13 protein-coding genes and 1 other RNA gene are annotated in these 18896 nt (G+C 42.1%); 3 read left to right on the top strand and 11 right to left on the bottom strand.

Annotated features, from left to right (window positions below; translation table 11 throughout):
• Positions 1–3: 3 nt before the first annotated feature.
• From KSX81_RS20830 to KSX81_RS20785, 10 genes are all read right to left on the bottom strand, one after another.
• Entirely contained in the window at positions 4–3429 is a 3426-nt protein-coding gene (locus tag KSX81_RS20830; protein ID WP_004321142.1) for a TonB-dependent receptor, read from the bottom strand.
• Positions 3430–3577: 148 nt separating this feature from the next.
• Entirely contained in the window at positions 3578–4750 is a 1173-nt protein-coding gene (locus KSX81_RS20825) for a FecR family protein (RefSeq protein ID WP_217725993.1), read from the bottom strand.
• Positions 4751–4812: 62 nt separating this feature from the next.
• The gene (locus KSX81_RS20820; RefSeq protein WP_004296671.1) at positions 4813–5358 is read right to left on the bottom strand and encodes an RNA polymerase sigma factor; all 546 of its coding nucleotides are present in this window, start codon (positions 5356–5358) and stop codon (positions 4813–4815) included.
• A 57-nt stretch (positions 5359–5415) separates the two neighbouring features.
• The gene (locus KSX81_RS20815; protein WP_004321143.1) at positions 5416–6606 is read right to left on the bottom strand and encodes a clostripain-related cysteine peptidase; all 1191 of its coding nucleotides are present in this window, start codon (positions 6604–6606) and stop codon (positions 5416–5418) included.
• Positions 6607–6696: 90 nt separating this feature from the next.
• Complete coding sequence (locus KSX81_RS20810) at positions 6697–7098, bottom strand: hypothetical protein (RefSeq protein ID WP_004296669.1); 402 nt, start codon at positions 7096–7098, stop codon at positions 6697–6699.
• A 77-nt stretch (positions 7099–7175) separates the two neighbouring features.
• The gene (locus KSX81_RS20805) at positions 7176–7748 is read right to left on the bottom strand and encodes a murein L,D-transpeptidase catalytic domain-containing protein (RefSeq protein ID WP_060451242.1); all 573 of its coding nucleotides are present in this window, start codon (positions 7746–7748) and stop codon (positions 7176–7178) included.
• Positions 7749–7934: 186 nt separating this feature from the next.
• The gene (locus tag KSX81_RS20800) at positions 7935–8795 is read right to left on the bottom strand and encodes an RNA polymerase sigma factor RpoD/SigA (protein ID WP_002561589.1); all 861 of its coding nucleotides are present in this window, start codon (positions 8793–8795) and stop codon (positions 7935–7937) included.
• A 184-nt stretch (positions 8796–8979) separates the two neighbouring features.
• The gene (locus tag KSX81_RS20795) at positions 8980–10515 is read right to left on the bottom strand and encodes a trypsin-like peptidase domain-containing protein (protein ID WP_004296667.1); all 1536 of its coding nucleotides are present in this window, start codon (positions 10513–10515) and stop codon (positions 8980–8982) included.
• 219 nt (positions 10516–10734) lie between these two features.
• Complete coding sequence (locus KSX81_RS20790; protein ID WP_004321146.1) at positions 10735–11886, bottom strand: dipeptide epimerase; 1152 nt, start codon at positions 11884–11886, stop codon at positions 10735–10737.
• Between the two features lie 4 nt (positions 11887–11890).
• Positions 11891–12871, bottom strand: coding sequence for an NlpC/P60 family protein (locus KSX81_RS20785; protein ID WP_004321148.1), 981 nt, complete (start codon positions 12869–12871; stop codon positions 11891–11893).
• A 98-nt stretch (positions 12872–12969) separates the two neighbouring features.
• Here KSX81_RS20785 and rnpB point away from each other — a divergent pair.
• The 3 genes from rnpB to KSX81_RS20770 all read left to right on the top strand — a co-directional run bounded on the left by rnpB (position 12970) and on the right by KSX81_RS20770 (position 18123).
• Positions 12970–13355: RNase P RNA component class A (gene rnpB, locus KSX81_RS20780), an RNA gene on the top strand.
• A gap of 112 nt (positions 13356–13467) precedes the next feature.
• Positions 13468–14787, top strand: a complete 1320-nt coding sequence (locus tag KSX81_RS20775) for a YihY/virulence factor BrkB family protein (protein WP_004296663.1) — start codon at positions 13468–13470, stop codon at positions 14785–14787.
• 51 nt (positions 14788–14838) lie between these two features.
• Positions 14839–18123: a S41 family peptidase gene (locus KSX81_RS20770; RefSeq protein ID WP_004321151.1), complete on the top strand. Its 3285-nt coding sequence runs from the start codon at positions 14839–14841 to the stop codon at positions 18121–18123.
• Positions 18124–18335: 212 nt separating this feature from the next.
• Here the strand turns inward: KSX81_RS20770 and KSX81_RS20765 are convergent, their stop codons facing one another.
• A complete protein-coding gene (locus tag KSX81_RS20765; RefSeq protein WP_008777194.1) occupies positions 18336–18881 on the bottom strand; it encodes a nitroreductase family protein in 546 nt (181 codons plus the stop codon).
• Positions 18882–18896 lie beyond the last annotated feature (15 nt).

Raw genomic sequence — 18896 nt, 5'->3', positions numbered from 1 at the left:
TTATCAAAAATTTATATTAAGACCAATATTATATACTTTCTGCAACGGATATGTATTGATTTCAACATTTCCACTTCTCGAAGGTGCTTCCGGGTCCAGATCTACCACATCTGTCCACGTGAATAAATTGGAACCGTTGAAATATAATCTTACACTATTCAGGTTAAGCCGTTTGACAAAACCTCCGGTAAATGTATATCCTACTTCGAGGTTTTTCAATCGCAAATAACTGGCATCCCGTATCCAAAGAGTAGAAGGACGATAGTTGTGATCGGTTTCTCCGTTGGGATTCAGAGACAAACGGGGAAAGGTGATCTTTTCTCCTGCCTCATACCGTTCCTGTGTCCAACGTTCTTTTATCAGAGATTTCGCACTCTCTTCTCCTTTCGCGAAAGGCCACATCGACCGTCCGAAATATTTAATGGATACATTGTCGGCTCCCTGAAATAAGATGGAGAAATCAAATCCTTTATATTGCGCTCCGAATGAGAAACCGTAAATAATCTCCGGTACGGGGGTGTATCCTATCGGGACCATGTCGTAATCATCAATCACTCCATCCTGGTTGACGTCTATATACTTGACGTCTCCCGGTTGCAACTGATTCCCGCTCCATGAACTTTTAGGACGGTCTAATGCATTGATTTCTTCCCACGAGTTATAGTATCCGTCAAAAATCAGTCCGAAAAACTGATTCTTTCTTCTTCCGGTAGTCATCTGATAATCATATCTCTTCTGCACTTCATCCATGTAGATGATTTCATTCCTCGCAAATGAATAATTGAAGCGTGCCCAATAATGGAAATCTTGTATATGATGTCTAAAATTAAGGTCCATTTCCCAACCGCGATTTTCCATTTCTCCAAAATTATATGCAGGAAGATTAGCGCCTATAATCATGGGGGATGTTGATCTGTTGGCTAATATGTTATTTCGTTTTTCTTTGAATATATCAAATGAAGCAGTCAGACAATTATTGAACAGATTAATATCTACACCGACATTCATCTTTTTCGCCTTTTCCCAAGTCAAATCAGGATTACCGATTTTATTTTCAACAATCATCAGTGAAGTATACGGATTGGAAGCCAAACCGAAATTATACTTGTTCACACCCGAATCGCTCGCTGCTCCATAAGAAGACGGCAGATACAAAAATCGATCACCACCTATCTGATCGTTTCCTACCTCTCCGTAGGACCCTCTCACCTTTAGATATTTAACGATATTGTTTTTCGGAAAAAACTTTTCTTCACTGATGACCCAACCTAATGAAACAGCAGGAAAAAATCCGAACCGTTTGCCTTTGGCAAAATTCTCGGTTCCGTTGTATCCCATATTGAATTCTGCCAAATAACGGGAGGCATATTCATAGGTCAATCGTCCTACCAATCCCTGATAAGCATTAGGTACATAATATTGAAGGGAGGGGGAATAGTATTTACTCTGATTATACAGAATAAGTGCTGTCGTTTTATGAAGCCCGAAAGTTCTATTATAATCAATTCCAAACTCCATATATACTTTCCGGTTCTTATCCCATCCGGTACTTACAGACCAGATACTCTCTTCTGATTGGGGGATCAGATAGATGTAATCCGGATCTTCCGCATCACGGCGCGCAAGATAATAAGGAAAGGTTTTCGAATATTTCTTACGGCTGTAATAATAGCTATCATACGCGATACTCCCGTGTACGGACAAACCTTTGGTCAGCAAAGATGATAAATCATAATTCAGACGTAATGTTGTATTGATGTTATTTCTATTATCTTTCTGATAACCGTTGCTTAATAAGGTTTGCCAGGGATTGACGCTTCCCAATCCATCCTGTATGCGGACAATTTTATTGTCCACCAATCCCGGAGAGCTCAAGGGATTGGCAAAAGAAATAGCTTGCCAGATTCCACTGTTACCGGAGCCCGGAGTAATCACTCTACCTATCTGGGCGGCCATTTGAACAGTTGCCGAAAAGTCCCGCGTTATCTGAAAATCGAAATTAGTTCTGAAGTTATAACGGGTGTTACGGGGATTTACATCATGATCCGAATCTATCTTGGTATGTTTATAGATACCGGTCTGATCGAAATAACTTCCCGATATAAAGTATTTCACACGTTCTGTACCACCCGAAAGGTTGATGTTATGTTGAGTGCGGGTAGAAAACTTTCTAAGAAAATCGTCTATCCAGTTAGTGTTCGGATGCAAAATCGGATCAAAGCCATTTCTGTACAATTCAATATCTTTATCCGTGAATTTCGGTTGGTAGGTAGAACCCGAAACCCGGGAGTCATTTTCTAAAGCTTCATTGTATAAAGTTGCATAATCCGCACTATTCAGATAACTGGGGAGCTGGGTAGATTGCTGCAAAGCAAAATTACCCGAATAGCTCAACCGGGGACGCCCTCTTTCCCCTTTACGGGTAGTAATTAATACTACGCCGTTAGCTCCCTTTACTCCATAGATCGCTGTTGCCGAAGCATCTTTAAGTATATTCAATGATTCAACTTCATTCGGATCTATGCCGTCAAAATTAGTTCGTTCGATGCCATCGATCATTATTAAAGGAGCCGTGTTGTCTGTAAATGTACTGACACCTCTGATTAACAGACTGGAAGCGTCTTCGCCGGGAGCACCACTTCTTTGAAAAGCAATCAATCCCGGCATTCGTCCTACCAGCATGTTACTAATATTGGATTGTTGTGTCTGTACCAGTTCTTTCCTCGAAATAGAAGCGATAGATGCTGTCACACTTTCTTTCTTCTGCTTTCCGTAGCCGACAACAACGACTTCCTCCAGACTTTGCTCGGCTTCTTTTATTTCAATAGAAAGCACTTTATTGTCTTTTACAGGTACTGTCGTCGTGACATAACCGATATAACTGATTTCCAAAACTGCATTCGGATTTACAGATAAGGCAAAGCGCCCGTTTATATCGGAAATTATGCCGTTAAATGTACCGACTTCCTTGATATTGGCACCGATAATCGGTTCTCCTTTTGTATCGGTAATAGTACCGGTTATTCTCCGAGGCTCCTGTGGCTGCGAAGAAAGATTCTTTTTCACTGCCGTTTTTCTCTTTACAACAATCTGTTTTCCATTTATTTCATATACCAGATTTGTCTTTTCAAACAAGGCTGACAATTTTTCTGTGATTGTCTTCTTCCTGGATAGATCTACACTGACAACTTGATTTAAACTAGGTCGGATATCTTTCGAATAGATGAAAACGTAGCCTGTTTCTTTCTCTATATCTTTAAAATATTCCAGTAGAGTCCCTTTCTTTATATCATAGAGTTCGCTCGTTCCATTTCCATTAGCGAGAGTTACATTCGCTATAAATAGAAAAATAACAAAAAATTTCACAAACAGATATGATTTACAAAGAAAATATGCCCTATTTGCATGATTGTAATAGGAATTTTCCATATTTTTGCGTATCAATTTTTAGGTTTTTCATAAGTAATTGAAAAATTTAAATCTCACGGGTTCGGAAGAGTTGCCTCTCTTCCGAACTTCTTTTTTACAAAGGCTTCATTTCTGTGGTTTATTCATAGGCATTAAATTTTTAGGGTTATTACTCGATTTTTATACTTCCCGCTTCAATTGTACACTGGACATCGTACAGCAACGAGAAGGTTTTCATGACTTGTTCTATATCATCAAATAAGATAAGTTTTCCCATTGTACACTTTTGCGCAACTTCCGGCGTACATGTGATAGATACATTATAGTAGCGACTTAGCCGTTGGATAATATCTTTCATTGTCTCACCCCGGAACTGAAGTACGCCATCTTTCCATGAAATATAATCGTAAGCATTAACTTCGTCGATGCCGGATATCCCATCACTCAACTTAAAACGCTGATTAGGCAAAAGGACAAAATCTTCATTGGAGTTTGCTTTTACATTTACTTTTCCTTCTACCAACACCACGGATTGCAATGCATCATCAGCATAGGCAGACACATTAAACTTTGTTCCCAATACATTAACTGTCAGTTGGGGTGTCTCTACATAAAAAGGCCGGGAAGTATCTTTGGCAACTTCTATATAAATCTCTCCTTCTACTTTTATCCTGCGTTCGCCCGGACCAAAAGAGGAAGGGAAACGTAATTTACTTCCGGAATTAATCCATACTTTCGATCCGTCTGCCAATACAATGGATGAATGGCTACCATAAGGAACTATCAGTGTATTTTGTTTTCCGGGTTGAACCGCTCCCTCTTTGATTATCTCTGTTTCCTTACCATCGGATTGAATAGTAATATTGCTATCATAAGTAATGACGGCATTATTCTCTATCTGAATCGCTTCCGCATCATCTCTTATCAGCATTACTTTCTGATACAGAGTATCTGCTTTCACATTGACAAGCAGATCATCAGCAGTTCCGGACGTCTGAAAAGAATGAATCAACCAGAAAGAAACAATACCTAATATTAGTACACAGGCGGCAGCATAACGGGTAAATAAGATAAAACGATGTCTCTTATCACGACGCTCCATGCTTGTCTCTATACGTGCCCGCAATCTTTCTGATTCTTCGGGTAAGCGCTGAACCGGATTCAGCCGGGCAGATAATATGATTTTGCGGGCCTCCTGTAGGGATGCTTGATCTTCGGGATGCTCTTTTTGATAATTAACCCACCATTCTTCCGATTCCTGGGTAGGAGCCAGACACCACAATATGAAGTCTTCATTTTGTAGCCATTGTTTTGTCGATTCGGGTATTCGATCTGAATGCATACTCGTTCTTTTTACGGTTTCACTTTAAAAACACGCAAAGAACAAAAATACCCCCACGAAAATTAAAGAAAATAACCGAAAAGGAAAAAATAAATAATTTGAGGCTGAATTTTACGCATTTGTTCGATAGCCCGATACACTAATTTCTGTGCTGCTTTAGGTTGTATTCCCATCAATTTCCCGATTTCCTCATAGCTAAGTCCTTGGGTATAACGAAGATATACAGCCTCCCGTTGCCGGTCTGTAAGGCTATCCAGCATCTTTTTCAGCTGTTTTTGCATAGCGGCTCTTTCTTTTTCTTCATCTATGAGTTCAAAGCCGTTCACTTCAATAAGGAAACTATAGTTATCAGAACCTTCTTCCAGAAATTCGGTATTCATTTCTTTTTTCTTAATGGTCCGAATCCGGTTCTTCAAACAGTTCAACAGATAGAACTTCATATTCTGACTTTCCCAAAGTTTGTGCTCACGCTCATATAAATGCAAAAAAACATCGTGAATGGCATCTTCTAAAAGTTCTTTACTAATGCCAAAAGCAATGCCGTATGAAAACAAATCGTTCTCATACGTCTCATATAACCACTTATATAAGGATTGCTTATTCTTCACACTATCTTCACAAAAAGTTAGAATCCTATCTTCTAAAGAATATTGAAATGGTAATTATCACCAGCCTGTCTCATCCCATCCGGCAGCGGAGTACCATTGTATCGACTGACGATAAAAAGGATTTATCTCCTCTTCATACGACTGACGAAATATATAAGTAGAAAGTCCTGCAGAGCCATTCATCGAGAAACTACCGCCATAACTGGAGTAATTATTAGGAGTAGTCTTCCAATAAACCACAGCAGCATCATAAGCAGCTTTCCAAGCCTCATATTCGCTAGTCTCACTACCTAAAGAACGTATTAATCCATCAAAATCATAATAATACTTACTGGACCGACAATCATAACAGAGTATGCCCGATGTGGCTATCGCTTGTCTGCCCTTAATATATTTCGGAATAATCTCACTACTGCTTTTAGCCAGTTGTTCCAACATGGAAGTGTTCACTACAGAAACAGAGACTCCTGCCGTCCAGGGATCACCTAAGCCCCAATTATATGGCAATTTGCCAGTATAAAGATTTTCATCTGCATAAAATTCAAAATATGCCTTTGCTATGTCCGTAGCCGATGCATTATTGGCAAACATAGCCGGAACTACTTTCTGATATGGAGCACCCGGTGCGGGTATCTCTGTCGGAGAGCCTATTATGTAATCCGCATGTTCCTTCAATTCATTGACCACCTCAACAGATTGCATAAAGCATGCATCGAAAAGAAGAAAACTCAAATGAGGCGCATTACGCAGAACATCTTTTAACTCGGAAATATCCATGTAATTTGAACCACCATCCTGTCCCCACCAACGGGTTTTATTCTGCGATTTTGCCAACCATCCTTCTCCATGAGACCACAAAACCAACCCATAACTCTGTGCCGGATATTCAGAAAATGCCGTGTTGATAACCTCCTTCATCTTAGAGACATCTACAGAGTTTCGTCCTTCATACGTAGCGATTACCTCCTGTACGACATTCTTCTTTTTATCCTTCTTCAATCGAATTAGTTTAGGACTTGATCCGGTATCAATGTATACGAGTAGGTTATAAGAGTTATCATCTACAGACTGCATTCCCTCTGTCATTTCCGCCAAATCCTCTGTGGCAAAGCTGCGAAGAGAATTGTCACCTGCTATATAAACAAGAACTGTACGCATCTGGACTCCTCTTTCATCATCGTCATTATGACAAGCGATTACCAGCATAGCCAAACACACAAACAAGGAGAATATTTTTATCTTTTTCATTAGATTTCAAGTTTATTACGAGGCAAAGATAAAAAAATAAGAGATGCAAAGCTGCATCTCTTATTATATTAACAATTTAACTATTGCTTATTATTCTTCCGGTTTCGTAAAGTGGAATTTATCAGAATCAATCCGCGACACCGTCATTCTATTATTTTTCTTGTATTTATTCAGAATCTTCGTTGCTTCTTTTTCTAATTTCTTCTTGTTTTCCGAGAAGTAAATCATACATGTACTATTCTGTTGCAACTGGTTATCCTCCAGATAATTCTTCAACTGATAACTATACAACTCACGGTGAGACAAGAAGCCTTCCTTGCTAACCTTCGCACTATCTAATATCTGAATGTCCGTGAAATAGACTACTGTATCCGTAAATGAGGCAGAAATTCCAAAAGCATAAACCGGTTTAGAGTGGTCTTTTTTCAAGGAAAAAGCGGAGCACATGGTAAACACAAGTGCAATTGCAAATAGTATTTTTACGTATTTCATATCATATAATTTTTAACCTTGCAAAGGTAACAAAAAAGAGGAGATTACCTCTATTTATCTCAAATAAATAGCATTTCTTAGTCATAGACCCATAGCAGGACTGGTTTCTTTTCCGCTTTGAGCAAACCGTCAACTTTCCGCATCACTTCATCGGATATTACAGGACACCCTTGACTGATTCCTAACGGAAGATGCAAAGGATACACCTCTGTTTCCGGCAACGGAGTATAAGAATGCAACACGATATACCGCTTGAAAGCATTATCATTCGTCGCTTCCAATCCATGTAATTTATAATGAATATTGATTCCCCACTTGCTATACGACCGGATACCCACCTTGTATTTTCCCAAAGAAGAGCAATAGCTACCTTCCACATTGCTGAATACAGGCTTGGACACGGTGCTATTTTTCCCATATCCATGAGCACAGAGACTGGCATATTTCACGGAATCTCCTTTGAAATCCCATACAAAGAAACGCCTTTTACCAGAATGAATACTGAAATCTACCAGAAAGCAATAATTCGTATTATATCCATTCTTATCACAATAAGCCTTTCCCGCCTGTGCTTTTTCCCGCAAACGCTGCTCTACTTTAGCAGGCACCGAATCAGAAAAGGATGCCGCACATCTTGCATACGCCACCAGCCCTGCTCCCAAAGCAATAAGAACCAATGATATTAAAAACTGACTTTTTCATAAAACTCGCATAGTATAAGATTGAATTATAGAATGGGGCTTATGTAAAAAGTCGCATAAGTACATTCTTCTATATGAAAAGTGCGACTTATGCGACTCAAATTCTTTTTTCTTTCAGAAACTGATATTCCTTACTTATCCCAAGTAAGATTTGAGCAATTTACTACGATTACTTTGTCTAAGTCTTCTAATTGCTTTTTCTTTAATCTGACGAACGCGCTCACGTGTGAGGCCAAATTTATCGCCGATTTCTTCCAATGTCATTTCTTGCTGTCCGATACCGAAAAACATCTGAATGATTTCTTTTTCTCTATCGGTTAACGTAGAAAGAGCTCTATCAATTTCCCTCGCAAGAGACTCATTAACCAGAGAGCGGTCCGCCATTGGCGAATCATCGTTAACCAACACATCCAACAGGCTGTTATCCTCCCCTTCCACAAAAGGCGCATCCACCGAAATATGACGGCCGGATACCTTCAGCGTATCAGAGATTTTATCAACCGGAATTTCCAGTTCGTCTGCCAACTCCTCGGGAGACGGACGCCGCTCGTTTTCCTGTTCAAACTTCGAGAAGGCTTTGCTGATCTTATTCAGCGAACCTACCTGATTCAACGGGAGACGAACAATACGCGACTGCTCTGCCAATGCTTGCAGAATAGACTGGCGAATCCACCATACAGCGTAGCTAATGAACTTAAATCCACGTGTTTCATCAAATTTCTCGGCAGCCTTAATCAGTCCTAAATTGCCTTCATTAATCAAGTCAGGCAAACTCAAACCTTGGTTCTGGTACTGTTTAGCCACAGATACGACGAAACGAAGATTGGCACGTGTCAATTTTTCCAATGCTACACGGTCACCCTTACGAATGCGTTGAGCGAGTTCCACTTCTTCCTCGACAGTAATCAGGTCTTCACGGCCGATTTCCTGCAAATACTTATCAAGAGAAGCGCTCTCTCTGTTAGTGATACTTTTGGTAATCTTTAGTTGTCTCATTCTTTAAAAACAGATTTGGAGTGCAAAGTTACGACAAATAATTTGTTAACATACAAAATTAAGTAACTTTTACACTATATTTTTCATCTAATAAAACAAAAAGAGATGCCGACAAGTTGATTGGCGGCATCCTTTTTCTATTTCATTAGCTTATCCTGCAATCTTCTTACCTTATTTTTATATATTACTCTTGAGTCAGATCGACAGCGAAATATCCGCGTTTACCTGATGGGAACACACCGGTCAGGAATAATACCTGGTTCGGAGACTTAACAGCAGCTTTCATTACTTCTTCCAGATCGCTGACTTTGCGCATCGGCTGGTCATTAGCTTTCAGGATAATGAAGCCTTTACGAACTCCTGCATCTGACATCTTACCGGAAGAAACTCCTGTCACTTGCAGACCGTAACCTAGATTCAATTGCTTCTTCAAGTCATCCGGCAACTCTTTGAAAGCAGCTCCCAGGATTTCCATGCCTGCATCCTTCACGATCTTGGTAGTACCTTGCTCGTTCTTCAACGTTACTTCAACGGTCTTTTCCTTCTTATCGCGCATCAGTTTTACTTTCACCTTATCACCCGGACGATGTTTAGCAAGTGCTTCCTGCAAGTCAGCCATATTGGATACTTTCTTATTATCCACACCGATAATTACGTCATCGACTTTGATATCAGCTCCGGCAGCAGAACCATTCTCTACGATTTCAGAAACCCATACTCCTTCTACAACACCCAGTTCTTTAGCTTTATCTGCCAATGTCTTACCGGATTTGTCAATCGGTTGACGGTCGTCCATCAAACTGCTACCGATAGAGCCACCACGAATACCGAGCAATGCACGTTGTACTGTTCCATATTGTTTCAAGTCGGCAATTACTTTCGTCATAATGCTGGTCGGGATAGCAAAACCGTATCCTGCATAAGCACCTGTCGGAGAAGAAAGCACTGAATTGATACCAACCAATTCACCTTTGGCATTTACCAGTGCACCACCACTGTTACCCTGGTTGATGGCAGCATCCGTCTGGATGAATGATTCTATACCACCATTATATACTCCCAGAGAACGGGCTTTTGCACTTACGATGCCGGCAGTTACAGTAGAGTTCAAATTGAACGGGTTACCTACTGCCAATACCCACTCTCCTACTTTCAACGCTTCGGAATCTCCCACCGGAATAGTCGGGAAATCATCACCCTCAATTTTCACCAGCGCAAGGTCGGTGCTAGGGTCAGTACCAATCACGCGTCCCTTAAACTCACGGTTATCATTCAGTTTCACACTGATTTCATCCGCACCTTCAATCACATGATTATTCGTTACGATATATCCATCCTTCGAGATGATTACTCCCGAACCAAAACCTACACGAGGTTGAGACTGTACCTGACGTTGCTGTCCGCGTCCATCACCAAAAAAGAAATCGAAAATGTCCGGCGCTTGCTGAACAGTTCTTGTTTTAGCTTCTTGAGTAGACCTTATATGTACGACAGCATGAAGTGAATTCTCGGCAGCCTGTGTCAAATCAACAGGTTGAGCGTTCACAGCGTCAAAAGCAGCCAATTTGACATTGGGATTCTGCTTGAACATCTCATTAAAAGATGTTTCTTTTGCAGATTCGTTAGATTGCAACAATTTGTAAGTTGTCAATCCTGCAACTCCTGAGCTAAGAAGAATGATTGCTCCTACTCCCAGAATGTTCTTTGTTGTCTGTTTCATGATTTATAATTCTTTAAATTGTTAATATTCGACATTGTTTTAACTTTTACGACGTTAAAATAATAACAAATATCGTTCACTTATTCTACTTGTCACTCTTTTTTGTCCACTTTTAACAGAGAATATTTAGAGCTTAACAGCGGTTAACGACAACACCTGACAAATTTACATTCGTTGTATGTCAGATGGCTTTAACACTCTGACATTCATTCAGTAAAGTCAGATTTTCATGACACCGATTCCAGGTAAGTCATTCAGAGTGATCTTTCCTTTCACCACTTCCACCCCTTTAAAGCGATCATTAGAGATAAGCAGGTTGCCATCCAGGTCGGCAAAATCCACTAATGGCGAGAACTGTGAAGCTGCAGAAATAGCACAGGAAGTCTCTGTCATACAGCCCACCATGACACGCATGCCGAGTGCATGAGCCAATGTCACCATCTTCCATGCTTCACGCATACCGGTACACTTCATCAGCTTTATATTGATTCCCGTGAAAGCGCCTTTTAAAGCGGCTACATCTCCCAGACGCTGCAAGGATTCATCCGCAAATATCGGTAGCGGGCTCTGTTGCGTTATCCAGGCAATATCCTCTAGCCTCTCCTTAGGCATGGGCTGTTCTATCATCACAACGCCTTTTTCTTTCAGCCAATGAATCATATCGAGCGCGTATTGGCGGTCTGCCCATCCTTGATTGGCATCTATCGCTATCGGAAGGTCTGTTACCGAACGAATGGTTTCAATCATCTCCTTATCATTGTCCCGTCCCAGTTTCACCTTTAATATATTAAACTGATCGGCACACTCTTTTGTTTTCGCCCGCACTACATCCGGCGCATCGATGCCTATCGTAAAGGTAGTGGAAGGTGTCTTTTCTTTGTTCAATCCCCATATCTTATACCAGGGAGCGCCTAATAGTTTCCCTACCAGATCATGAAGGGCGATATCTACCGCAGCTTTCGCTGCCGTATCCTTTGGCGAGAGGCTGTCAACGTATGACAAAATATCATCTAGCTGAAAAGGATCACTAAACTGTTCCAGATTCACTTTCCCAAGGAAATTCATCACAGACTCTACTGTTTCTCCCAAATAAGGAGGCATAGAGGCTTCTCCATATCCCGTCACGCCTTCATATTCTATTTCTACCTGCACATCGGGAGTTGTTATACGCGAATAAGTGGCAACTGTAAACACGTGCCTCAACTTCAATTCATAAGGGAAAAAAGTCATTTTCATCTTCCCTCCCAAACCGAGCTTATTTATATGAATGGTAGAAAGCAACGATTCTCCGGCTAGTGCCTGACGGGCTACTAACCCCGAACTGAAAGCAGCCAAAGCTGCCGTTTTCAAAAAATCTCTCCTGTTCTGCATTCTTTTATTGATAAAAGGGGTTCTTATTTGTGGTATTCATTCCTTTCTCCTTATTTATATAAGGTAAGAAACGGACAGCAAAAAGTAAACGCTTCGTGTTGAATTCATCATAGTTTTGATCCGCAGGATTCATGCTGCTGACGTGCACATCTCCCAATGCGTGGATAAACTGCTTGTTTCCGAGGTAAATGCCGACGTGAGAAATACCTTCTTTACGTTCCGCAGTCGCTTTCCGGCCGAAAAACACCAGATCTCCCCGTTTGACATTAGAGAAGTCAGGAGCAATATCGATATGTTCGCCCACATAGGCCTGTTGAGAGGCATCTCTCGGGATAATAATGTCATGCATAAAAAGTACGGTCCGTACCAGTCCGCTACAATCCACTCCCTTGGAAGAGGTTCCTGCCCATAGATAAGGAATTCCCATCATCGAGTAAGCTGTTTCAATGATACTTTCAACATCTTGTTTCAGTGAAGCTCGCCATTCCGCTTCCGGTTGGGAAATGGATTTCGAAAGATATGCTTTCCGTCCGTCGGGATAAGACACTTGATAGAAATGTCCTTTGCTCCCCTCCCACTTCAAACGATTGCCCGCAACAACATCGGATACGGGTTGGGAACTCTCATCCGGTTTCTCATACGCAAATCCGTAGTGCGAGGTAACCACTATCTTTTCTGCCCGATTCCATTCATCATACCGTTCTTTCGACATGGGGGTAATTACCATCCGGTGCACCCATCCGATATAATCATCCGGTGTTTGTATCTCGTACCAACCGTTATACTGAAGCACCTTGACCGGCATTCCCAACAATGCCTGCGTACTCATGCCGGAAGTAAATTTGCCTTCCTCGCGCAAATTGCAAACTGAAATATGTACTACCCCATAAGCCGAATCGGCAGGCATGGGACGTATTTCCTGTGCTTTCAGGCTAGCTGCCATCGTCGCCAGGAAACAATAGAAAAGGAGGATATTCTTCTTCATTAAAATCTATTTTAATGATAGCAAAGTTAGAAATTATTTCTATTTGTGATACTTTCTTTGGCTAAAACAAAATAAATGACGTATTTTTGCAGTCTAAAGCAGTTGGCCGGTCTGTCGCGTGCATGTTTCGTGCAGGAGGAAAGTCCGGGCAACATAGAGCATCCTACTTCCTAACAGAAAGCTGTCCGCGAGGGTAGAGTAACGTAGAAGAAAATAACCGCCGCTCCTTTCGGGGAGAGGTAAGGGTGAGAAGGTGGGGTAAGAGCCCACCAGTCGCATGGCGACATGCGGGCTGTACGTCTTAGGAGTTGTAAGGTCATGTAAACCGGCGTTATGAGAGTTGCTCGCTCCATGTCGGAGGGTAGACCGCTAAAGTGTCGTGGTGACACGCCACTCAGATAAATGACAGGCACCTGATATAATTAAAGATTAATAATCGGAAATTATATGGGTACAGAACTCGGCTTATAGGCTGACTGCTTTTTCTTTTAATTATCCATTTAATTACAAATGACTAATGGATGAGGATCGACTGTTCAAGCAAGTCTGTTGTAATCAGTAATTAGTTGCTTGCAATTAGTAATTAGCGAAGAACTATGAAGAAGAAAATCACCGATATATGGAAGTTTCTTACGTATGACATCTGGCGCATTACGGAAGACGAAGTGACCCGGACCAAGTTCTCACTCTACAATATTATAAAGACCGTCTATCTTTGTATCAATCGGTTTACCAAAGACCGGATGGCCAATAAAGCTTCTGCACTTACTTATAGCACATTGCTTGCCATTGTACCGATACTTGCCATCCTGTTTGCCGTAGCGCGTGGTTTCGGGTTCGACAACCTGATGGAACATCAGTTCCGCAACGGTTTTGGAGGAAATACAGAAACAACGGAGGCCATTCTCTCATTTGTCAATTCCTATCTTTCACAGACCAAAGGAGGTATTTTCATTGGAGTTGGTTTGGTAATGTTGTTATGGACGGTTATCAATCTGGTCAGTAATATTGAAATCACCTTCAACCGTATTTGGGAAGTGAAAAAAGCACGATCCATGTATCGCAAGATTACGGACTATTTCTCCATGTTCCTGCTGATGCCGATTCTGATCGTGGTATCCGGAGGACTTTCTCTGTTTATGAGCACCATTCTCAAGCAGATGGATGATTTCGTCCTGCTCGCTCCTGTTATGAAATTCATGATACGGCTTATTCCTTTTGTCCTGACATGGCTGATGTTCACCGGGCTGTACATCTTCATGCCGAACACGAAAGTGAAATTCAAACACGCTCTCATTGCAGGTATTCTGGCAGGGTCTGCTTATCAGGCTTTTCAGTTCCTGTACATCAACAGCCAGTTGTGGGTGTCAAAGTACAATGCCATTTATGGTAGTTTTGCCGCACTTCCCTTATTTCTGCTTTGGTTGCAGATATCCTGGACAATCTGTTTGTTTGGAGCCGAACTGACGTATGCCGGACAGAATATCCGCAGCTTTAGCTTTGACCAGGACACCCGGAACATCAGCAGACGATACCGGGATTTTATATCCATCCTGATTATGTCACTTATAGCCAAACGATTCGAAAAGAACGAACCGCCCTATACGGCTGCAGAAATATCGGAGGAGCATCAGATCCCCATCCGACTGACAAATCAGGTACTTTATCAGTTACAGGAAATAGAATTGATTCACGAGGTTGTTACCGACGAAAAAAGCGAAGAAATCGGTTACCAGCCTTCAATGGATATCAATCAACTGAATGTGGCTGTCCTGCTGGACCGTTTGGACACATACGGCTCCGAGAATTTCAAAATAGACAAAGACGAAGAATTCAACGACGAATGGAAGGTGCTGACCGAATCCAGAGAAGAATACTATAAAAAAGCAAGTAAAGTATTACTGAAGGATTTGTAGGAAAGTCAAACCTTAAATCGCGAAAATGAACTTAACACAATATTAGAAAAAATGAAAAAGCTACTGCTAAGTGCATTTGTCATCTGTCTAGCAGGGACAAGCATTGCACAAGAATCTCCTTTATGGATGCGCCACTGCGCTCTTTCTCCAGACGGAACCACCATTGCATTTACCTACAAAGGAGACATCTACACGGTACCGTCAACCGGCGGACGTGCCACACAAATCACCACCAATCCGGCTTTTGATACGGAACCGGTATGGAGTCCCGACAGTAAACAAATTGCCTTTGCATCGGATCGCATGGGAAGTCTCGACGTTTTCGTCGTATCCAGTGAAGGAGGAGCACCCCAGCGACTGACCACTCATTCAGGCAGTGAGAAACCTGTTGCCTACAAAGACAACAAACACATTTTATTCACAGCCAACATTGCTCCCTCTGCCGAAGATGCCGGGTTTCCTTCCGGCCAGTTCCAGCAAGTGTACGAGGTAGCCGTGACGGGAGGACGCCCCGCTATGTTCTCATCCATGCCAATGGAGTGCATCTCTATTAATAAAGAGGGAGTGATGCTCTATCAGGACAAGAAAGGATACGAAGACTATTGGCGCAAGCATCAGGTATCCCCTATTGCCCGTGACATCTGGACATACACTCCCGGGAAAAAACCTGTTTATCAAAAACAAACTACTTTCGGAGGTGAAGACCGCGAACCGGTATGGAGTCCTGATGGTAAATCATTCTATTATCTAAGTGAAGAGAAAGGTTCCTTCAATATATTCCAACGTACTCCCGGAACCACCACTTCCCAACAAATCACTTTCCATACAAAGCATCCCGTACGTTTTCTAAGCATTTCAACCACCGGCACACTCTGTTATGGTTATGACGGCGAGATTTATACACTTACTCCGGGCAAACAACCCCAAAAGGTAAATATAAGTATCCTGGCAGACAAGAATGACAAAGATATTATCCGCCAAATCAAATCCAACGGGGCTACCGACATCGCTGTATCTCCCAAAGGAAAAGAGGTCGCATTCATTATGCGCGGTGATGTTTACGTAACCTCCATTGACTACAAAACAACCAAACAAATCACCAACACACCCGATCAGGAACGTAACATCAGTTTCGCTCCCGACGGACGCACACTCGTCTATTCTTCAGAACGCGATGGATTGTGGCAGCTTTACACTTCCACCATCGTACGCAAAGAGGAGAAACAATTCACCTATGCCACAGAATTGAAAGAAGAACGTTTGACAAACTCCAAAGTCGCTTCTTTCCAACCACAATTCAGTCCTGACGGTAAAGAGGTTGCTTTCCTCGAGAACCGTACCGCTATCCGTGTCATCAATCTAAAAAGCAAGGCTGTGCGCACAGTGATGGATGCCAAATATCAATATTCTTATGCCGACGGTGACCAATGGTTCCAATGGAGCCCCGACAGCCAATGGATTCTATCAGACTTCATTGGCATAGGAGGCTGGAATAATAAAGACGTCGTTTTGCTGAAAGCCGACGGAAAAGGCGAAATGGTCAATCTTACCGAAAGCGGATACAGCGACAGCAACGCCAAATGGGTGTTGGGTGGAAAAGCAATGATATGGAACAGTGACCGTGCCGGATACCGTAGCCATGGTAGCTGGGGAAGTGAAGACGACACCTATATTATGTTTTTCGACGTCGATGCCTACAACCGCTTCCTGATGAGCAAAGAAGATATTGCCTTACTTGAAGAAGCGGAAAAGGCAGAGAAAGCAGAAAAAGAAAAAGCCAAGAAAGAAAAGGCAGAGAAGAAAGAAGACACTAAAGACAGTAAGAAGAAAACGAACCAGAATGAGAATGCGAAAAAAGACAGTACGGAAGTGAACCCTCTTACATTCGATTTGGAGAATCGTTTTGACCGCATCGTCCGTCTAACTGTAAATTCTTCCCGCCTGGGTGACGCTGTCATGAGTCCGAAGGGTGATATTCTTTATTACCTGGCAGCTTTTGAAGGAGACTATGACCTTTGGGAGCATAAACTGAAAGAAAATACGACTAAAATATTATTGAAAGGAGTTGGCGGCGGCTCACTCATACCGGATAAAGAAGGAAAGAATATCTTTATGTGCACAGGTGGCCGATTGAAAAAAATAGAGATTGCCGGTAGCAAAATTACACCGATAGAATTTGAAGCATTCTTCGATTACCGTCCTTATGATGAACGCGCATACATCTTCGACCACGTTTGCCAGCAAGTAAATGACAAATTCTATATTGCCGACTTGCATGGAGTGGACTGGAAAGGATATAAAAAAGCATACGAACGCTTCTTGCCCCACATCAGCAACAATTATGACTTCACGGAAATGTTGAGTGAATTGCTTGGCGAATTGAATGGTTCCCATACCGGAGCCCGGTTTGCAGCAGGAGGCAGCGCAATGCCTACCGCTACTCTGGGAGTCTTTTACGATGAGTCATACGACGGTGCCGGGTTAAAGATCAAGGAAATCATGAAGCAAAGTCCTTTCACCCAGAAAAAGACAGAAGTGAAGGCAGGTTGCATCATTGAAAAAGTAGACGGCACAGCGATTGAAGCCGGTGCTGATTACTTCCCGTTATTTGAAGGCAAAGTCGGACGCAAAGTAGTACTTACCGTATACGATCCTTCTACTAAAAAACGTTTTGAAGAAACAGTAAAAGCAATCAGCTATGGAACCCAAAGCGACCTGCTTTACAAACGTTGGGTAGAGCGCTGCGCCAAGAAAGTGGAAGAGCTTTCCGGCGGACGCATTGCTTATGTACATATTAAAGGTATGGACAGCCCCAGCTTCCGCAAGATCTATTCCGAACTACTCGGCCGTTATCGTAATAAAGAAGCCGTAGTGGTAGATACCCGCCATAATGGTGGCGGATGGCTGCACGATGATGTAGTCACCTTACTTAGTGGAAAGGAATATCAACGTTTCGTGCCACGCGGACAATATATCGGCAGCGATCCATTCAACAAATGGCTGAAAGCCTCATGCATGCTAACTTGTGAAGACAATTACAGCAATGCTCATGGCACTCCTTACGTATATAAGACTCTAGGTATTGGTAAACTGGTAGGCGCCCCGGTGGCAGGCACAATGACCGCCGTGTGGTGGGAACGCCAGATAGATCCGTCTATTGTATTCGGTATCCCGCAGGTGGGTTGCATGGATATGCAAGGCAACTATCTCGAAAATCAGACCTTGCAACCTGATATTCTAGTTTATAACGAACCGGCAGCCAGCCTGAAAGGAGAAGATGCACAACTGAAAGCAGCAGTAGACTACCTATTGAAAGATTTGTCAAAAAAGAAATAAATATAGCATTATTGATGCCGCCGGAAAAGCGGCATCAATAACACGCTAACTATCAACACTTAAAAAAGCCATTTATTGGTTTTAAAGAAACAGGTCGTTCCTTTAAAAGGAAAGCATCGTTGGTTTTAAAGGAACGTCCCCTTCCTTTAAAACCAACGATGCTTTCTGTTATATGCTTATCCTAAAGGGTTAAGAATATAATTATTTTTCAATCAATAACGATTGTATGAAATCACCTTTTCTTTCGGCTTCCTTATCTTCTTACGTTTTTCCTTTGCCGGATAGCCAATGACAATATCCAGCAATAAACGTTTCGAAGCAGGAATACCGGCAAGCTGTTTCAGCTCTTTTTCATCGAACCAACCCAGAATACAAGAACCCAAACCTTCGGCTTCAGCTGCCAGAGAAATATGAGCAGCCGCTATTCCAATGTCGATCAACGGAAAATGCTTGCCTTTTACCTTTCCGCCAAGCAGGGAGGTTATATTAGCAGATTCTTCTACAACCAGAATATGCACGGGAGCATCTTTGGCAAACTTATTCATTCCCAAGCCAGCAGCAGCTTTCCCGGCTTTTTGAGCCAGTTCCTTATCTGTGATGACCACAAACCTCCAAGGTTGTGCGTTGCAGGCTGAAGGCGCCAAACGTGCAGCTTCAAGTACCCGTTCCAACTTTTCCGGCTCCACCGGACGTTCTTTATCATACGAACGGTCACTTTGACGAGCCTGCACCAATTGAAGAAAATCAGTATATGCCATTTCCAATCCTCCAGT

The sequence above is a fragment of the Bacteroides sp. MSK.18.37 genome (genome assembly GCF_019129155.2).
GTDB lineage: Bacteria > Bacteroidota > Bacteroidia > Bacteroidales > Bacteroidaceae > Bacteroides > Bacteroides ovatus.
The sequence above is the reverse complement of the archived record's forward strand: the minus strand, read 5'-3'. Positions and strand labels throughout refer to the sequence as shown.

What these genes read in the sequence shown, in the direction of transcription:
- KSX81_RS20830 (WP_004321142.1), bottom strand. Translation starts at nt 3,429, where the DNA reads ATGGAAAATTCCTATTACAATCATGCAAATAGGGCATATTTTCTTTGT.
- KSX81_RS20825 (WP_217725993.1), bottom strand. Translation starts at nt 4,750, where the DNA reads ATGCATTCAGATCGAATACCCGAATCGACAAAACAATGGCTACAAAAT.
- KSX81_RS20815 (WP_004321143.1), bottom strand. Translation starts at nt 6,606, where the DNA reads ATGAAAAAGATAAAAATATTCTCCTTGTTTGTGTGTTTGGCTATGCTG.
- KSX81_RS20810 (WP_004296669.1), bottom strand. Translation starts at nt 7,098, where the DNA reads ATGAAATACGTAAAAATACTATTTGCAATTGCACTTGTGTTTACCATG.
- KSX81_RS20800 (WP_002561589.1), bottom strand. Translation starts at nt 8,795, where the DNA reads ATGAGACAACTAAAGATTACCAAAAGTATCACTAACAGAGAGAGCGCT.
- KSX81_RS20795 (WP_004296667.1), bottom strand. Translation starts at nt 10,515, where the DNA reads ATGAAACAGACAACAAAGAACATTCTGGGAGTAGGAGCAATCATTCTT.
- KSX81_RS20790 (WP_004321146.1), bottom strand. Translation starts at nt 11,886, where the DNA reads ATGCAGAACAGGAGAGATTTTTTGAAAACGGCAGCTTTGGCTGCTTTC.
- KSX81_RS20785 (WP_004321148.1), bottom strand. Translation starts at nt 12,871, where the DNA reads ATGAAGAAGAATATCCTCCTTTTCTATTGTTTCCTGGCGACGATGGCA.
- KSX81_RS20775 (WP_004296663.1), top strand. Translation starts at nt 13,468, where the DNA reads ATGAAGAAGAAAATCACCGATATATGGAAGTTTCTTACGTATGACATC.
- KSX81_RS20770 (WP_004321151.1), top strand. Translation starts at nt 14,839, where the DNA reads ATGAAAAAGCTACTGCTAAGTGCATTTGTCATCTGTCTAGCAGGGACA.
- KSX81_RS20765 (WP_008777194.1), bottom strand. Translation starts at nt 18,881, where the DNA reads ATGGCATATACTGATTTTCTTCAATTGGTGCAGGCTCGTCAAAGTGAC.